Here is a 15,815-nt window from a genome sequence, read left to right on the forward strand (position 1 = left end):
CTCGGCCGTCTTCGCGCGGGCCCATTAGGGTGAGCCCATGCCAGCGAGCTATGCGTATCTCGGCCCCGAGGGCACCTTCACCGAAGTCGCCCTGCGCACGCTTCCCGAGGCGGCCACCCGGCAGCTGATCCCGTACGTGTCGGTGCAGTCGGCGCTGGACGCCGTGCGCACCGGCGAGGCCGAGGCCGCGTTCGTGCCGATCGAGAACTCCGTCGAGGGCGGAATCACCACCACCCTGGACGAGCTGGTCGCGGGCAGCCCGCTGATGATCTACCGCGAGGTGCTGCTGTCGATCACCTTCGCGCTGCTGGTCCGGCCGGGCACGACGCTGTCCGACATCAAGACGGTCTCCGCCCACCCGGCGGCCCAGTCGCAGGTGCGCAACTGGCTGCGCGCCCACCTGCCCGACGTCGACTGGGAGTCCTCCGCCTCCAACGCGGACGCCGCCCGCCTGGTGCAGGAGGGCCGCTACGACGCCGCCTTCGCCGGTGAGTTCGCCGCCGCGCGCTACGGCCTGGAGGCGCTGGAGACCGGGATCCACGACTTCCCCGAGACCGCCCAGACCCGGTTCGTGCTGGTCGGCCGGCCCGCCCGGCCCGCCGCGCCGACCGGCGCCGACAAGACCTCCGTGGTGCTGTGGCAGCGCGACGACCACCCCGGCGGGCTGCGTGACCTCCTCGGCGAGTTCGCCACCCGGGGCATCAACCTCATGCTGCTGCAGTCCCGCCCGACCGGCGCCGGGATCGGCAACTACTGCTTCTGCGTCGACGCCGAGGGGCACATCTCCGACCGGCGGGTGGCGGAGGCGCTGACCGGGCTGAAGCGCATCTGCCGGGAGGTGCGCTACCTCGGTTCGTACCCGCGGGCCGACGTCACGGCGGCAGAGGTCCGGCCGCCGCGTCCGGGCACCTCGGACGAGGAGTTCACGTCGGCGGCGGACTGGGTGACGCGCTGCCAGGACGGCCGGTTCTAGCCAGTCGTACGGCCATATCGTCGTTGTCCACAGAAGTTATCCACAGGCAGCCTTCTCGACCTGGGGACAAGTCGACACAGGAGGGCGATCCGGTCGACAAATCGCCCTGGAGGGTCGATGCCGGGCGTTCACCTCACAGGTCACCCCTCGTCCACCTGTTTTCGTCTCGCCATCCGTTGGAGCGACCCTTTTCCACCCGAAAGTGGGGGTAGGACCGGTTCGGGCCGTGAATGCGCGCCCGGGGAAACCGGCCCGACAATGATCAATTCGAATGTCCACAGATCTTCCTCACACCCTGTGGATAACTCCGTTCAGCGGGTGGATTCCTGTGGACAAGGGCCCCGCCAAGTCGCCCTCTCCACAAGGAAATCCGGTCAACACGGAGCCCCTCGGCTAGCCCGTCCCAGGGAGGGGAACCCTTTTCCTTGACACGTGCGGCAATTCGCCCACAACGGAACGTGAGCCGCCTTTCGGATCTTGTCGGAATGGTGGGTCGTGAGGCGCAACCGCACACCGGTAGCCTGGAGCGCGTGATTGACCTTCGCCTGCTCCGTGAGGACCCCGACCGTGCGCGCGCCTCCCAGCGCGCCCGTGGAGAGGACGTCGCGCTCGTCGACTCCCTCCTGTCTGCCGACGAGCGGCGCAGGTCGTCCGGCGTCCGCTTCGACGAGCTGCGCAACGAGCAGAAGTCGTTCGGCAAGCTGATCTCCAAGGCCTCGCCCGAGGAGAAGGCCGACCTGCTCAAGCGGGCCGAGCAGCTCAAGGCCGACGTCAAGTCCGCCGAGGCGGAGCGCGACGCCGCCGACGCCGAGACCCAGCAGCTGCTGCTCCGGCTCGGCAACCTCGTCCACCCCGACGTGCCCGTCGGCGGCGAGGAGGACTTCGTCACCCTGGAGACGCACGGCGAGATCCGCGACTTCTCCACCGAGGGCTTCGAGCCCAGGGACCACCTGGAGCTCGGCCAGCTGCTCGGCGCCATCGACGTCGAGCGCGGCGCCAAGGTCTCCGGCTCCCGCTTCTACTTCCTGACCGGCGTCGGCGCGCTGCTGGAGCTCGCCCTGGTCAACGCGGCGATCGCGCAGGCCACCGCGGCCGGCTTCACCCCGATGCTCACGCCCGCGCTGGTGCGCCCGCAGTCCATGGCCGGCACCGGCTTCCTCGGCCAGGCCGCGCAGGACGTCTACCACCTCGACAAGGACGACCTCTACCTGGTCGGCACCTCCGAGGTCCCCCTCGCCGCGTACCACATGGACGAGATCATCGACGCCGAGCGCCTGCCGCTGCGCTACGCCGGGTTCTCCCCCTGCTTCCGCCGCGAGGCCGGCTCGCACGGCAAGGACACCCGGGGCATCTTCCGCGTGCACCAGTTCGACAAGGTCGAGATGTTCTCGTACGTCGCCCCCGAGGACTCCCAGGCCGAGCACCAGCGCCTGCTGGACTGGGAGAAGCAGTGGCTGACCTCCCTGGAGCTGCCGTTCCGGGTGATCGACGTGGCCTCAGGTGACCTCGGCTCCTCCGCCGCCCGCAAGTACGACTGCGAGGCGTGGATCCCGACCCAGGGCAAGTACCGCGAGCTGACCTCCACCTCGGACTGCACCGAGTTCCAGTCCCGCCGGCTGTCGATCCGCGTCCGCGAGGGCAAGACCGTCCGCCCGCTGGCGACGCTGAACGGCACGCTGTGCGCCGTGCCCCGCACCATCGTGGCGATCCTGGAGAACCACCAGCAGGCCGACGGCTCCGTGCGGGTGCCCGAGGTGCTGCGCCCGTACCTCGGTGGCCGGGAGGTCCTGGAGCCGGTGGTCCGGTGAGTTTCCCGTACGGGCTCGTCGCCACCGACCTCGACGGCACGCTGCTGCGGTCCGACGAGTCGATCTCGCAGCGCACGCGTGACGCGCTCGCCGCCGCCACCGCGGCGGGCGCCGCCCACATCGTCGTCACCGGCCGCGCCGTCCCCTGGACCCGGCACATCCTCGACGACCTGGGCTACGACGGCCTCGCCGTCTGCGGCCAGGGCGCGCAGGTCTACGACGCCGGGGCGCACCGGCTGCTGACGTCCGTGACCCTGGACCGGCAGCTGGCCGGGGTCGCGCTCGCCAAGATCGAGGCCGAGGTCGGTCCGCTGCACCTGGCGGCGAGCCGGGACGGGCTGGACGGCGAGGTGCTGGTCGGACCGGGCTACGCCCTGACCGGCGCGCTGCCGGCGACGCCGTTCACCGACGCGTCCGACCTGTGGTCCGCCCCCCTGAACAAGATCTACATACAGCACCCCGAGCTGTCCGACGACGAGCTGGCCGAGGCCGCCCGCCGGGCCGCGGGAGGCTTCGTGACCGTCGCGATGGCCGGCGCGGGCATCGTGGAACTGCTGCCGCTGGGGCTGTCCAAGGCGACGGGGCTGTCCCTCGCCGCGCGCCGCCTCGGCATCAAGGCCGCGGGGACGCTCGCCTTCGGCGACATGCCGAACGACATCCCGATGTTCGCCTGGGCGGCGCGGGGAGTGGCGATGGCCAACGCGCACGAGGAGCTCAAGGCGGTGGCCGACGAGGTGACGTCCTCCAACGAGGAGGACGGGATCGCGGTGGTGCTGGAGCGGTTGCTGGGCTGACGGGCCCTCCGGGGGCGGGGCGGGCCACGGGGGCGCGCCCTGGCTTTCGGGTGCGGGTGCGGGTGCGGGTGCGGGTGCGTGGTGGCTGGTCGCGCAGTTCCTCGCGCCCCTGGGTCGGGTGCGGTGACGCTCCCGTCGACGTGCCCGGCGTGCCCCTCGCCTCGGCCCCGGGTTTCGGGTGCGGGTGCGTCATGGCTGGTCGCGCAGTTCCCCGCGCCCCTGGGTCGGGTGTGGCGATGCCCTCGCCGAGCCAGCGGCGTTTTTCTCACGTAAGACAGGGGCGGCCCACGCGAACGGGTCGCGTGCTCGAAGCGGCCGCCCCTGTGCGAACAGGGTCTCTCCGGGGCGAGTCGGTCGCCACCGATTAAGTCGGTCGGGGGGAGACCGTCACTCCTCCCCGGCCAGCGTCAGCGTGCGCAGCTTCTGTCCGGCGTACCAGGTCGCCAGGACGGTCACCGCGACGAGCAGCACGGTCGCCGTCGTGAGGCCGACGTCGGAGGTCACCAGGTCACCGCCTGCCACCTTGTGGGCGACGGCCAGCGACCACTGCTGGACGCTGAGCGTGCGCGCACCGGGCACCAGCGAGCCGAACAGCGCCTCCCACACCAGGGCGTAGACCAGCCCGAAGACCACCGCGTGCCGGGACACCGTGCCCAGCAGCAGGAACAGCGCGGCGTAGGCGATGGAGGAGACCAGGGCCGCGACCGTGTAGGCCACGGCGATCTGCTGGCCGTTGCCGTTGAGGATGTACCCGGCGACCAGCGTCGGCAGCGCCGAGAACACCATGGTCACCGCGACCGCCACGATCAGCTTGGTGAAGATGATCGTGGGCCGCTTCAGCGGCTTGGAGAGCAGGTAGACGACGGAGCCGTCGTCGATCTCGGGGCCGATTGCGCCCGTGCCGGCGATGACCCCGATGATCGGGACCATCGTGGCGAGCGCGAGCCCGCCCAGCAGGTCGGACGCGGTCTGGTCGTCGGCGCCCGCGAGGGCCCGCACGACCACGGAGATCGCGATGAGCAGCAGGGGCAGGGCGCCGAGGATGAGGGCGCGCCGGCGGCCGAGCAGGGCCCGGTAGGTGAGCCGGGCGACAGTGGGGTCGTACATCTTCGGCCTCCTACGCCGCGACCAGGTAAGAGAACACGGACTCGAGCGACTCGTCGGACGGCGAGACGGTCAGCAACCGGATGCCGTGGTCGCGGGCGACCCTCGGCAGCAGCGCGGTGAAACGGCCGAAGTCGACGGCCTGGATGCGCAGCGCCCCCTCGGTGACGTCGACCTCGATGCCGGACGTCGAGGGGTCCGCGATCAGCGCGGCCGCGAGCGCGCGGTCGTCGCTGGAGCGCACCAGGTAGCGGTGGGGGCGGTCGGTCATCAGGCGGCGGATCTTGCGGAAGTCACCGCTGGCCGCGTGCCGTCCGGCGACGACCACCTCGATGTGCCAGGCGAGCTGCTCGACCTCCTCGAGGATGTGCGAGGAGAACAGCACGGTGCGTCCCTCGTCGCCCATGCGCCGCAGCAGGTCCATCAGCTGCATGCGCTGGCGCGGGTCCATGCCGTTGAACGGCTCGTCCAGCAGGAGCAGCGAGGGGTCGTGGACCAGGGCGCTGGCCATCTTCACGCGCTGGCGCATGCCCTTGGAGTACGTGGAGATCTTGCGGTCCTGCGCGTACTCCATCTCGACCGTGGCCAGCGCCCGCTGGGCGGCCTTGGCGCCCAGGCCGTGCAGCTCGGCGTTGGCGACGACGAACTCGCGGCCGGTGAGGAAGTCGTACATCGCCTCGCGCTCGGGGACGATGCCGATGTGCCGGTAGATCGCCTCGTTGCGCCAGACCGGCTGTCCGTCGAGGGTGACGCTGCCGGTGGAGGGGGCGAGGAAGCCGCCCATCATGTTGATCAGGGTGGACTTGCCGGCGCCGTTGGGGCCGAGCAGGCCGGTGACGCCCGGGCCGATGGTCATGGTGATGTCGTTGACGGCGACCACGTTGCCGAACCAGCGGGAGACGTGGTCGATGGAGAGCGTGGTCACAGTCCCACCTTCCGGTAGCGGCGCAGCAGGAGGCCGTAGCAGGCGGCGATCAGGCCCAGCACGACCAGGACGTACACCGCGCCCTCGCCGTGGGTGGGGCCGACCGCGCCGGGGAACGCCGAGGTCGCGCCGAGGAACGCGGACTGCACGCCGTCGATGAGCGTGACGGGCGAGAAGAGGCCGATCCAGGGGATGGCGCCGGTGCTGTTCTGCGCGTCAGCGATGGCCTGGAGGGTGGAGACGGCGCCGTAGGAGATGGTCAGCACGGCGATCACGGCGGCGATGCCGAAGCCGCGCCGCGGGGTGACCGAGGCGATCACCAGGCCGAGGCCGGCGAACAGCAGTGAGAGCAGTGCGACGGACACGAGTCCCTGCCCGAATCCCTTGGTCTGGTCGGTGAAGTCCAGCTTGGCCAGCAGCGCGCCCACGTAGAGCACGAGCAGCGGCGCCGCGGTGAGGACGAACAGCGCCGAGGCCAGCGCCGCGTACTTGGCGCGCACGTAGTCGGCGGTCTCGATCGGCCGGGAGAAGTACAGCGGCACCGTCTTGAAGCGCAGGTCGCGCGAGACGGACTGGGGTGCCTGGGAGGCGACGTACAGGCTGATGACGGCCTGCATGATGATCGCGTAGCGCGTGTAGTCGACCGGCAGTTCCTTGGCCTTCGTGGCGACCGCGACGGCGACCATGATGGCCGCGGGCACGCACATCACCACGAACAACAGCATCGGCAGCACCTTGGACTTGACCGAGCGGCCGAGGCCGTAGGCGCCACGCAGCGACTGCGAGTACAGCGAGCGGGTCGCGTAGGAGCGGCCCAGGCGGGGGCCGTCGTAGGTGCGGTAGCCGATGTTGTGGATGCGGGTCTGGTCACCCGGGACGGCTGCCACGGGGTGCTCAGCTGACATGTCCGGCGGCCTCCTTCCTTTCCTCGTCGCTGCTGCGGAAGACCTCGGAGATGTGGTGCCGGCGCTGCTCCATGCGCACCAGTCCCAGGCCGAGGTCGGCCACCACGTCGCGCACCAGGTCGTAGGTGTCCTCGCCCTGCGCCGTGAGCAACAGGATGTGCCCGGCGCCCGGCAGGCCGCCGCCGTCCTCGACGGTCGTCCCGCGCGCGTGCAGCGCCTCGCGCAGCGCACGCGTGCCGTCGGGGTGCTCGTCGGTGTCGGTGACCTCGACCGCGAGGGTGGTGGTGGTCTGGGTGAAGTCGGTGGTGGAGCTGGAGCGCAGCAGCTTGCCGCCGTCGACCACGACGACGTGGTCGCAGGTGCGTTCCAGTTCGCCCAGGAGGTGCGAGGTGACCAGGACCGAGATGCCGAAGTCGGTGTGGATGCGGCGGATCAGGGCCAGCATGTCGTCGCGGCCGACCGGGTCGAGGCCGTTGGTCGGCTCGTCGAGGAAGACCAGCTGGGGGTCGTGCACCAGCGCCTGGGCGAGCTTCACGCGCTGCTTCATGCCGGTCGAGTAGCCGCCGATGGGACGGTAGCGCTCCTCGTACAGACCGACGTGGCGCAGGGTGTCCGCGGTGCGCTCGCGCGCGGCGGCCGGCGGGAGCCCGGACATGCGCGCCATGTGGACGACGAACTCGGTGGCCGAGACGTCGGGCGGCAGGCAGTCGTGCTCCGGCATGTAGCCCACGCGCTCGCGGATGGTGGCGCCCCTGGTGGCGACGTCGAGGCCGAGGACCTCGGCTCGGCCCTCCGAGGCCGGCGACAGACCCAGCAGGATCTTGATCAGGGTGGACTTGCCGGCGCCGTTGGCTCCGACGAGTCCGGTCACTCCGGCTCCGATGTCCACGGACAGCCGGTCGAGCGCGGTCACCCTGGGGAACCGCTTGCTCAGGCTTTCGGTCGCGATCACAGTCACGTGGTCCACGGTAGTGACGTGGACCACGTGGGTCGTCAGACCGGAGAGCCGTCTTCGGATCAGACCTCAGGTGTACGGGGCCCGTAGGGGACCCCCTGCCTGAGAGGTACGGGAACCGGTCCGCGGTCCCTCGCAGGCTGCTCGAGGGCCCCCGACCGACGCCCTATTGACGCTTTCTCTAACAAGTGCGAGATTCGCGAGGTCACGTCACGGGTACGCGGGCACGCCGAGCGGAACGGGCAGGCCGGGCAGAGGGGAAGCGACATGCTGGAGGGCGCGCGCGAGCGCCGGGTGCGGACCGGCGGGATCGAGCTGTGCGTGGCCGAACTGGGCGACGTGGACCGGCCGACCTTGGTCCTGGTGCACGGCTACCCGGACAGCAAGGAGGTGTGGTCCCAGGTCGCCGCACGCCTCGCCGACCGCTTCCACGTCGTGCTGTACGACGTCCGGGGCCACGGCGGCTCCACCGCGCCCAAGCCGCTGCGCGGCGGCTTCACGCTGGAGAAGCTGACGGACGACTTCCTGGCCGTCGTGGACGCGGTCAGCCCCGGCCGTCCCGTGCACCTGGTGGGGCACGACTGGGGGTCGGTGCAGTCCTGGGAGTTCGTGACCGTGCCGCGCACGAAGGGCCGCGTCGCGTCCTTCACCTCGATGTCGGGACCGTCCCTGGACCACTTCGGCCACTGGATCGACGCGCGCGTGAAGCGCCCGACCCCCCGGCGGATCGGGCAGCTCCTGGGCCAGGGGGCCAAGTCCTGGTACGTGTACCTGCTGCACACGCCGGTGGTGCCCGAACTCGCCTGGCGCGGGCCGCTCGGCCGGCGCTGGCCGGCGATCCTGCGGCGCCTGGAGAAGGTTCCCGGCGACGGCTACCCGACCTCGTCGCTGCCGTCCGACGCGGCCCACGGCGCCTGGCTGTACCGCGACAACGTCCGCTCCCGGCTGCGCCGCCCGCGCCCCGACGCGTACGCGCACGTGCCGGTGCAGCTCATCACCCCGCTGGGTGACGCCTTCCTCTCGCCGCGGCTCTACGACGCGTTGGAGGAGTGGGTGCCGCAGCTGACCCGGCGCGCCCTGCCCGACCGGCACTGGGTCCCGCGCACGCGGCCCGACCAACTCGCGACGTGGATCGCCGACTTCGTCACCTCGGTCGAGGGAGGCACGCCCCGCCCCACGCCGGGCAGGGGCCCGTACGCCGAGCGCTTCGGGGGCCAACTCGTCCTGGTCACGGGAGCGGGCAGCGGCATCGGACAAGCCACGGCGTACGCCTTCGCCGAGGCCGGCGCCCGGGTGATCGCGGTCGACCGGGACGGCGAAAGCGCCGCGCGCACGGCCGAGATGAGCCGGCGGATCGGCGCGCCCGAGGCCTGGGCCGAGACGGTGGACGTCTCCGACGCCGAGGCGATGGAGAAACTCGCGGAGAAGGTCCACTCCGAACTCGGCGTGCTGGACGTACTGGTGAACAACGCCGGCATCGGCCTGTCGGGCTCCTTCTTCGCCACCACCCCGGAGGACTGGCGCCGGGTGCTGGACGTCAACCTGTGGGGCGTCATCCACGGTTGCCGTCTGTTCGGCGCGCGGATGGCGGAGCGCGGACAGGGCGGACACATCGTGAACACGGCGTCGGCCGCCGCCTACCTGCCCTCGCGCACGCTGCCGGCCTACAGCACCTCCAAGGCGGCGGTGCTGATGCTGAGCGAGTGCCTGCGCGCGGAGTTGACCGAGCGGGGCATCGGCGTGACCGCGATCTGCCCGGGGATCGTCAGCACCGGGATCACCTCGACGGCGAGCTTCGTGGGCGTCGCCCCCGAGGAACAGGACCGCCTGCGCAAGAACTCCACCCGCGCGTACGCACGGCGCAACTACCCGGCGAGGAAGGTGGCCGACGCGGTCCTGCGCGCCGTGGTGCGCAACGAGGCGGTCGTACCGGTGACGCCGGAGGCGAAGGGCGCACGGGCCCTGTCCCGGCTCGCTCCGGGCCTGTTGAGGGCGGCGGCGCGCATCAAGCCGCGGATCTGAGTGATTTGGGCAAGAGGAGCTTACGGCAGCGGAGTTGACCAGACGGGCCCTTCAGCGAGGGAGTTGGGCAAAGGCGGCAATCGCGGGCCGAGTTGGCCAATCGCTCGTACAGGGTGGTCCGTTGTCCACAGATCCGCCAACGTCCCTGTGGATAACTGCCGTTGGTTGTGGACCAAACCTCCAGCGGTAAAGAAAATGCGTGACGCGTGTCTCTCCCGCCATGCTGGGGGGATGGATGACAGACGCACCGTGAAGGTGTCGAAGTACCTCTCGAAACACCTGCGCCACCAGCCCGGGCGGATCGGCCTGGTCCTCGACGAGGGCGGGTGGGTCGAGATCGACACCCTGATCGCGGCCGCCGCCGCGCACGGCTTCCCCTTCACCCGGGAGGAACTGGACCACGTCGTCGCCGCCAACGACAAGCAGCGCTTCGCGGTCGACGGCACCCGCATCCGCGCCAGCCAGGGCCACAGCGTCGACGTCGACCTGGGACTGCCCCCGGCGACCCCGCCGCCGTCCCTCTACCACGGCACGGTGGCCCGCTCCCTGGACGCGATCCGGGCCGAGGGACTGCGCCCGATGAACCGGCACGACGTGCACCTCTCGGCCGACCGGGAGACCGCCACCCGCGTCGGTGCGCGGCGCGGACGCCCCGTGGTGCTCGCCGTGGACGCCGGAGCCATGCACTGTGACGGCCACGTCTTCCACGTGAGCGCCAACGGGGTGTGGCTGACCCGTGCGGTGCCGCCGCAGTACCTGCGCTTCCCCGACGCTCACTGAGCCGGGCACGATCCGTCGCGTGGACCAGCCGGCCCCTGGCGGTCGGGCCGTGCGCGGTGACTGTTTCACGTGGAACACCGGTCGGCGCTTACCGTGGGGCCCATGAGTCTGCGTCTGAGCACCGTGATCCTGCCCTACCGCCGCTGGAACGACGGTGGCCGTTCCTCCTGGACGCGCGCCGAGCAGCTCGGCTTCCACACGGCGTACACCTACGACCACCTGTCCTGGCGCACCTTCCGCGACGGCCCGTGGTTCGGGGCGGTCCCCACGCTGACCGCCGCCGCGTCGGTGACCGACCGGGTCCGCCTGGGCACGCTCGTGACCTCCCCGAACTTCCGGCACCCGGTGACCCTCGCCAAGGAGCTGATCTCCCTGGACGACATCTCCGGCGGCCGGGTCACCCTCGGCATCGGCGCGGGCGGCACCGGGTTCGACGCCACGGCCCTCGGCCAGGAGCCGTGGAGCCCGCGGGAGCGTGCGGACCGGTTCGCCGAGTTCGTGCCGCTGCTCGACCGGCTGCTGACCGAGGACGCGGTCACCCACGAGGGGACCTACTACTCGGCGGTGGAGGCGCGCACCATCCCCGGCTGTGTGCAGCGCCCCCGCCTGCCCTTCGCGGTGGCGGCGACCGGTCCCCGGGGACTGCGGCTGGCCGCGCGGTACGGACAGGCCTGGGTGACGACGGGCGACCCCAAGCTCTTCGAGAACGGCACCCCCGAGCAGTCCGTGCAGGCGCTGCGCGGGCAGACCGAGAAGCTGGCCGCTGCCTGCGCCGAGGCCGGCCGGGACGTGGCGGAGCTCGACAAGGTCCTCCTGACCGGCTTCACCCCGGACCGGGACCGGCCCCTGACGTCCCTGGACGCCTTCGTGGACTTCGCCGGACGCCACCAGGAGCTGGGCTTCACCGAGATCGTGATCCACTGGCCGATCCCGGACTCCGACTTCGCCGCCGACGAGAAGGTCTTCGAGCAGATCGCGACCGAGGCCCCGGCGCAGCTGCGCTGAACCGGGAGCCCCAGGACGCGGCCGCGGCGGCCGGTGTCGTCCGGATCTCATCCGTGCGGTCTCCCGCACGGGCGTGCGGGCATATGCGCGAGAATGAGGCGGTGACCTCAGCGACTCGACAGCCCGAGACCCCGGCCTCCACCGTTCCGCCGCGGCTGATCGCCACCGATCTGGACGGAACCCTGCTGCGCGACGACAAGACCGTCTCGCCGCGCACGGTCGCCGCCCTCGCGGCCGCCGAGCAGGCGGGCATCGACGTCTTCTTCGTCACCGGCCGCCCGGCCCGCTGGATGGACGTCGTCAGTGACCACGTCCACGGGCACGGCCTCGCGATCTGCGGCAACGGCGCCGCCGTGGTCGACCTGCACGGCGGCCCCGGCGCCCACCGCTTCGTGAAGGTGCGGGAGCTGCCGCGGCAGAACGCCCTGGACGCCGTGGGGCTGCTGCGCGACGCGGCACCGGGCACGGTGTACGCGGTGGAGCAGACGTACGGCTTCCACCAGGAGCCGGACTACCCGAAGCTGCACATGGAGGCCCCCGACGACCTGGCGCCCGCGGAGGAGCTGCTGGCGCCCGACGGCGTGGCCTCGCGCGAGCCGATCCTGAAGATCCTCGCCTACCACCCCACCCTCGACCCGGACGCCTTCCTCACCGTGGCCCGGCTGTCCGTGGGCGACCGTGCCAACGTCACCCGCTCCAGCCCCAGCGCGCTGCTGGAGCTCAGCGGACCGGAGGTCTCCAAGGCCAGCACCCTGGCCCTGTGCTGCGCGGAGCGCGGCATCTCGCACGAGGAGGTCGTCGCGTTCGGGGACATGCCCAACGACCTGGAGATGCTGACCTGGGCGGGCCGCTCGTACGCCATGGGCAACGCCCACCCCGACGTGCTCGCCGCCGCGTCCGGGCGGACGGCCGCCAACAACGAGGACGGCGTGGCCCTCGTCATCGAACAGCTGCTGGCCGAGCGCGCGTAGGGCGTACGGCCCGGGTGTCAGCGGGCGCCCGCAAGCAGTTCGGCCGCCTCCTCGCGTGCGGCCATCGCGCGCAGCGGGCCTTCCTCGGCGGTCAGGTCCGCGTACGTGCCCCGCTGCACGACCCGGCCGCCGTCCAGCACGATCACCTCGTCCACGGCCTCCAGGCCGGTCAGCCGGTGGGTGATCAGCAGGGTCGTGCGGCCCTCGGTCGCGGCCAGCAGGTCCGCGGTGAGCGCGTCGGCCGTCGGCAGGTCCAGGTGCTCGGCGGGCTCGTCGAGCACCAGCACGGGGAAGTCGGCGAGCAGCGCGCGGGCCAGCGCGAGCCGCTGCCGCTGCCCGCCCGACAGCCGGGCCCCGTGCTCCCCCACGAGCGTGTCGAGCCCGTCGGGCAGGGAGTCCACCCACTCCAGCAGCCGGGCCCGGCCGAGCGCGTCCCGCAGGTCGGCCTCGCCGGCGTCCTTCCGGGCCAGCAGCAGGTTCTCGCGCACCGAGCTGTCGAAGAGGTGCGCGTCCTGCGCGCACAGCCCGACCAGCCGCCGCACCGCGTCGCCGTCCAGGGCGAAGGCGTCGACGCCGCCCAGCGTGTACGTGCCGGCGTCCGGGTCCAGGAACCGCAGCAGCACCTGGGCCAAGGTCGTCTTGCCGGAGCCGGACGCGCCGACCACGGCGATCCGCCGGCCCTCGGTGAGCCGGAGGTCGATCCCGGCCAGCGCGTCCCGGTGCTGCCCGGTGTACCGGGCGGTGAGTCCCTTGACCAGCAGCGGGAACGGCGACGCGGGCGCCCGGCGCGGCTGCTCCGGCTCCCGCACGGGCTCGGGGAAGTCCAGCACCTCGTACACCCGCTCGGCGCTGCGGCGCACCCGCTGCCGGTACTGCACGGCGAGCGGCAGCCCCAGCACCGCCTCGAAGGCGGCGAGCGGGGTGAGCACCACGACGGCCAGGGCGACCCCGCCGAGCCGTCCCGCGGCGACCGCCTGCACGCCGACCAGGGCCGCGGACGCGAGGGTCAGTCCCGAGACCAGCGCGGTCAGCCCGTCGCCGAGCGCGGTCGCGGTGGCCGCCCGCGTGGCGATCCGGGTGAGCACCCCGTCGGCCTCCCGGGCCCCGGCGGTGCGGGCGGGCAGGGCGCCGGCGACCGTCAGTTCGGCGGTGCCGGTCAGCAGGTCCGCCACGCGGGTGGCCAGCACGCCCCGCGCCGGAGCGAGCCGGCGGTCGGCGCGCCGGGCCACCGCGCCGGTGACCAGCGGGACGCCCACGCCGGCCGCGAGGAGCCCGGCGGCGAGCACGGCGCCCGCCTCGGGCAGCAGCCAGGCGGTGAAGGCCACCGACCCGGCGCACACGACGGTCGCGGCGCCGGCCGGCAGCAGCCAGCGCAGCCAGTAGTCCTGGAGGGCGTCCACGTCGGCCACCAGCCGGGACAAGAGGTCGCCCCGGCGGGTGGTGCGCAGCCCGGCGGGGGCCAGCCGCTCCAGTCGCCGGTAGACGGCGACCCGGGTGTCGGCCAGCATCCGCAGCACGGTGTCGTGGGACACCAGCCGCTCGGCGTACCGGAACACGGCGCGTCCGATGCCGAAGGCGCGCGTCGCGGTCACCGCCACCATCAGGTAGAGCACCGGCGGCTGCTGCGAGGCCCGCGAGATGAGCCAGCCGGAGGTGGCCATGAGGCCGACCGCGCTGCCGAGCGCGAGGCTCCCGAGCAGCAGGGCGAGGACCAGCCGGCCCCGCCGCGCCCCGGACAGGGCGCGGACGCGGGCGAGGACACCCCGGCGGGTGGAGCGCCCGCGCCTCGTGCCGGGGGTCGCGGCCGGCCCCGGCCCGGCGGCGGGCGCCGCCTCGTCGGCCGGCTCGGCCGACTCCGCCGCGACGGTCGTGTCCGCGGCACGGTGCTCGGCCGAACGGCCCGCGCGGACTGGGTCGGTGAGGGCTCCCGGCTCCTCGCTCCCCGTCAGCCGCACCACCCGGTCGGCGATCCCCAGCAGCGCCGGGCGGTGCACCACCAGCAGGACGGTCCGCCCGGCCGCCAGGCGGCGCACGGCGGTCACGACCTCCGCCTCGGTCTCGCCGTCCAGCGCGGCCGTCGGCTCGTCGAGCAGCAGCACGGGACGGTCTGCGAGGAACGCCCGGGCCAGCGCGAGGCGTTGCCGCTGCCCGGCGGACAGCCCGACCCCGTCCTCGCCGAGCACGGTGGCGGGCCCGTCGGGCAGCGCGTCCACGAACTCCAGCGCCCCCGCGTCCGCGAGGGCCCGGCGCACGGCGGTGTCGTCGGCGTCGGGACGGGCGAGCCGTACGTTCTCGGCGATGGTCCCGGCGTACAGGTGCGGCCGCTGGGGCACCCAGGCGACCCGCGCGTGCCACTGCGCCAGGTCGAGGTCGGCCAGGTCGGTCCCGCCGACGCACACCCGGCCCGCGGTGGGGCGGACGAAGCCCAGCAGGACGTCGAGCAGCGTGGACTTGCCCGCGCCGCTCGGGCCGACGAGCGCGACGGTCTCCCCCGGCTCGACGGTGAAGCTCACGTCCGTCACCGCGTCCGTGGAGCGGCCGGGGTGGCGGACGTCCACGTGCTCGAAGGCCAGGACCCCCGTGGGCACGGCGGCCGTGCCGGACGACGGCAGGGGCGTCTCCAGGACCGCGAAGACCTCCTCCGCGGCGGCCAGGCCCTCGGCCGCCGCGTGGTACTGCGCGCCGACCTGGCGCAGCGGCAGGTACGCCTCGGGCGCCAGCACGAGGATCACCAGGCCGATGTACAGGTCCATGTCGCCGTGGACCAGGCGCATGCCGATGGTGACGGCGACCAGGGCGACCGAGAGCGTGGCGAGCAGTTCCAGGGCGAAGGAGGACAGGAAGGCGATCCGCAGGGTCCGCAGGGTCGCCTGCCGGTACTCACCGGTGATGCGCTTGATCGACTCGGCCTGTGCCTTGGCCCGGCCGAACACCTTCAGCGTGGGCAGACCGGCGACGACGTCCAGGAAGTGGCCGGACAGCCGGGACAGCAGGCGCCACTGCCGGTCCATGCGGGACTGGGTGGCCCAGCCGATCAGCATCATGAAGACCGGGATCAGCGGCAGGGTGCCGACGATGATCGCCGCGGACACCCAGTCCTCGGTCACGATCCGCGCCAGCACCGCCACCGGCACCACCACCGCGAGCCCCAACTGCGGGAGGTAGCGGGAGAAGTAGTCGTCCAGGGCGTCGATCCCGCGCGTGGCGAGGGCGACCAGCGACCCGGTGCGCTGCCCGCTCAGCCAGCCGGGGCCGAGCGCGCCGGCCCGCTCCAGCAGCCGTCCCCGCAGCTCCGACTTCACGGCGGCGCCGGCCCGGTGGGCGGCGAGTTCGGTGAGCCAGGAGAGCAGGGCCCGGCCGCCCGCCACCGCCACCAGCAGCACCAGGGGCGTGCGCAGGGCGGAGGCGGACTCACCGTGCTGGAAGGCCCCGACGACCACCTCGGCGACGAGCATCGCCTGGGCGATGACGAGCCCGGCGCCGAGGGCACCCAGTCCGACGACGGCCGCCAGGAAGAACCGGGTGGCCCGGGCGTACCGGAGGAGTCGTGGATCGATCGGTTTCACGTGAAAC

The 15,815-nt window shown here is 72.7% G+C and carries 12 protein-coding genes; 7 read left to right on the top strand and 5 right to left on the bottom strand.

What is annotated here, in order from left to right:
• Window positions 1-37 precede the first annotated feature (37 nt).
• From pheA to E4U91_RS17335, 3 genes are all read left to right on the top strand, one after another.
• Window positions 38-973 carry a prephenate dehydratase gene (pheA, locus tag E4U91_RS17325; protein ID WP_137307693.1) on the top strand — a complete coding sequence of 312 codons (936 nt, stop codon included), beginning with the start codon at window positions 38-40 and terminating at the stop codon, window positions 971-973.
• 530 nt (window positions 974-1,503) lie between these two features.
• Complete coding sequence (gene serS, locus E4U91_RS17330) at window positions 1,504-2,781, top strand: serine--tRNA ligase (RefSeq protein ID WP_137307694.1); 1,278 nt, start codon at window positions 1,504-1,506, stop codon at window positions 2,779-2,781.
• A complete protein-coding gene (locus tag E4U91_RS17335) occupies window positions 2,778-3,575 on the top strand; it encodes an HAD family hydrolase (RefSeq protein ID WP_137307695.1) in 798 nt (265 codons plus the stop codon). The genes serS and E4U91_RS17335 overlap by 4 nt, the downstream gene beginning before the upstream one ends.
• Before the next feature lie 387 nt (window positions 3,576-3,962).
• On the opposite strand, the gene E4U91_RS17340 is transcribed toward E4U91_RS17335, so the two are convergent.
• Genes E4U91_RS17340 through E4U91_RS17355 form a run of 4 tightly spaced genes read right to left on the bottom strand, consistent with a single transcriptional unit; the run spans window position 3,963 to window position 7,461 of the window.
• Window positions 3,963-4,682, bottom strand: a complete 720-nt coding sequence (locus tag E4U91_RS17340; protein WP_137307696.1) for an ABC transporter permease subunit — start codon at window positions 4,680-4,682, stop codon at window positions 3,963-3,965.
• A gap of 10 nt (window positions 4,683-4,692) precedes the next feature.
• Window positions 4,693-5,604: an ABC transporter ATP-binding protein gene (locus E4U91_RS17345; protein ID WP_137307697.1), complete on the bottom strand. Its 912-nt coding sequence runs from the start codon at window positions 5,602-5,604 to the stop codon at window positions 4,693-4,695.
• A complete protein-coding gene (locus tag E4U91_RS17350; RefSeq protein WP_137307698.1) occupies window positions 5,601-6,509 on the bottom strand; it encodes an ABC transporter permease subunit in 909 nt (302 codons plus the stop codon). Before E4U91_RS17350 ends, E4U91_RS17345 begins: the two co-directional genes overlap by 4 nt.
• Entirely contained in the window at window positions 6,499-7,461 is a 963-nt protein-coding gene (locus E4U91_RS17355; RefSeq protein ID WP_137310873.1) for an ABC transporter ATP-binding protein, read from the bottom strand. Before E4U91_RS17355 ends, E4U91_RS17350 begins: the two co-directional genes overlap by 11 nt.
• A 270-nt stretch (window positions 7,462-7,731) precedes the next feature.
• Here E4U91_RS17355 and E4U91_RS17360 point away from each other — a divergent pair, with 270 nt between their 5' ends.
• The 4 genes from E4U91_RS17360 (at window position 7,732) to E4U91_RS17375 (ending at window position 12,242) form a co-directional block, all read left to right on the top strand.
• Window positions 7,732-9,486, top strand: coding sequence for an SDR family oxidoreductase (locus tag E4U91_RS17360; RefSeq protein ID WP_137307699.1), 1,755 nt, complete (start codon window positions 7,732-7,734; stop codon window positions 9,484-9,486).
• Between the two features lie 231 nt (window positions 9,487-9,717).
• Complete coding sequence (locus tag E4U91_RS17365; protein ID WP_137307700.1) at window positions 9,718-10,266, top strand: RNA 2'-phosphotransferase; 549 nt, start codon at window positions 9,718-9,720, stop codon at window positions 10,264-10,266.
• Window positions 10,267-10,368: 102 nt separating this feature from the next.
• The gene (locus tag E4U91_RS17370) at window positions 10,369-11,271 is read left to right on the top strand and encodes an LLM class flavin-dependent oxidoreductase (protein ID WP_137307701.1); all 903 of its coding nucleotides are present in this window, start codon (window positions 10,369-10,371) and stop codon (window positions 11,269-11,271) included.
• Between the two features lie 83 nt (window positions 11,272-11,354).
• Entirely contained in the window at window positions 11,355-12,242 is an 888-nt protein-coding gene (locus E4U91_RS17375) for an HAD hydrolase family protein (RefSeq protein ID WP_174867814.1), read from the top strand.
• 17 nt (window positions 12,243-12,259) lie between these two features.
• Here the strand turns inward: E4U91_RS17375 and cydD are convergent, their stop codons facing one another.
• Window positions 12,260-15,808, bottom strand: coding sequence for a thiol reductant ABC exporter subunit CydD (cydD, locus tag E4U91_RS17380; protein ID WP_137307703.1), 3,549 nt, complete (start codon window positions 15,806-15,808; stop codon window positions 12,260-12,262).
• Between the last annotated feature and the right edge of the window lie 7 nt (window positions 15,809-15,815).

Source organism: Streptomyces lasalocidi (assembly GCF_005280215.1).
Classification (GTDB): domain Bacteria; phylum Actinomycetota; class Actinomycetes; order Streptomycetales; family Streptomycetaceae; genus Streptomyces; species Streptomyces longwoodensis.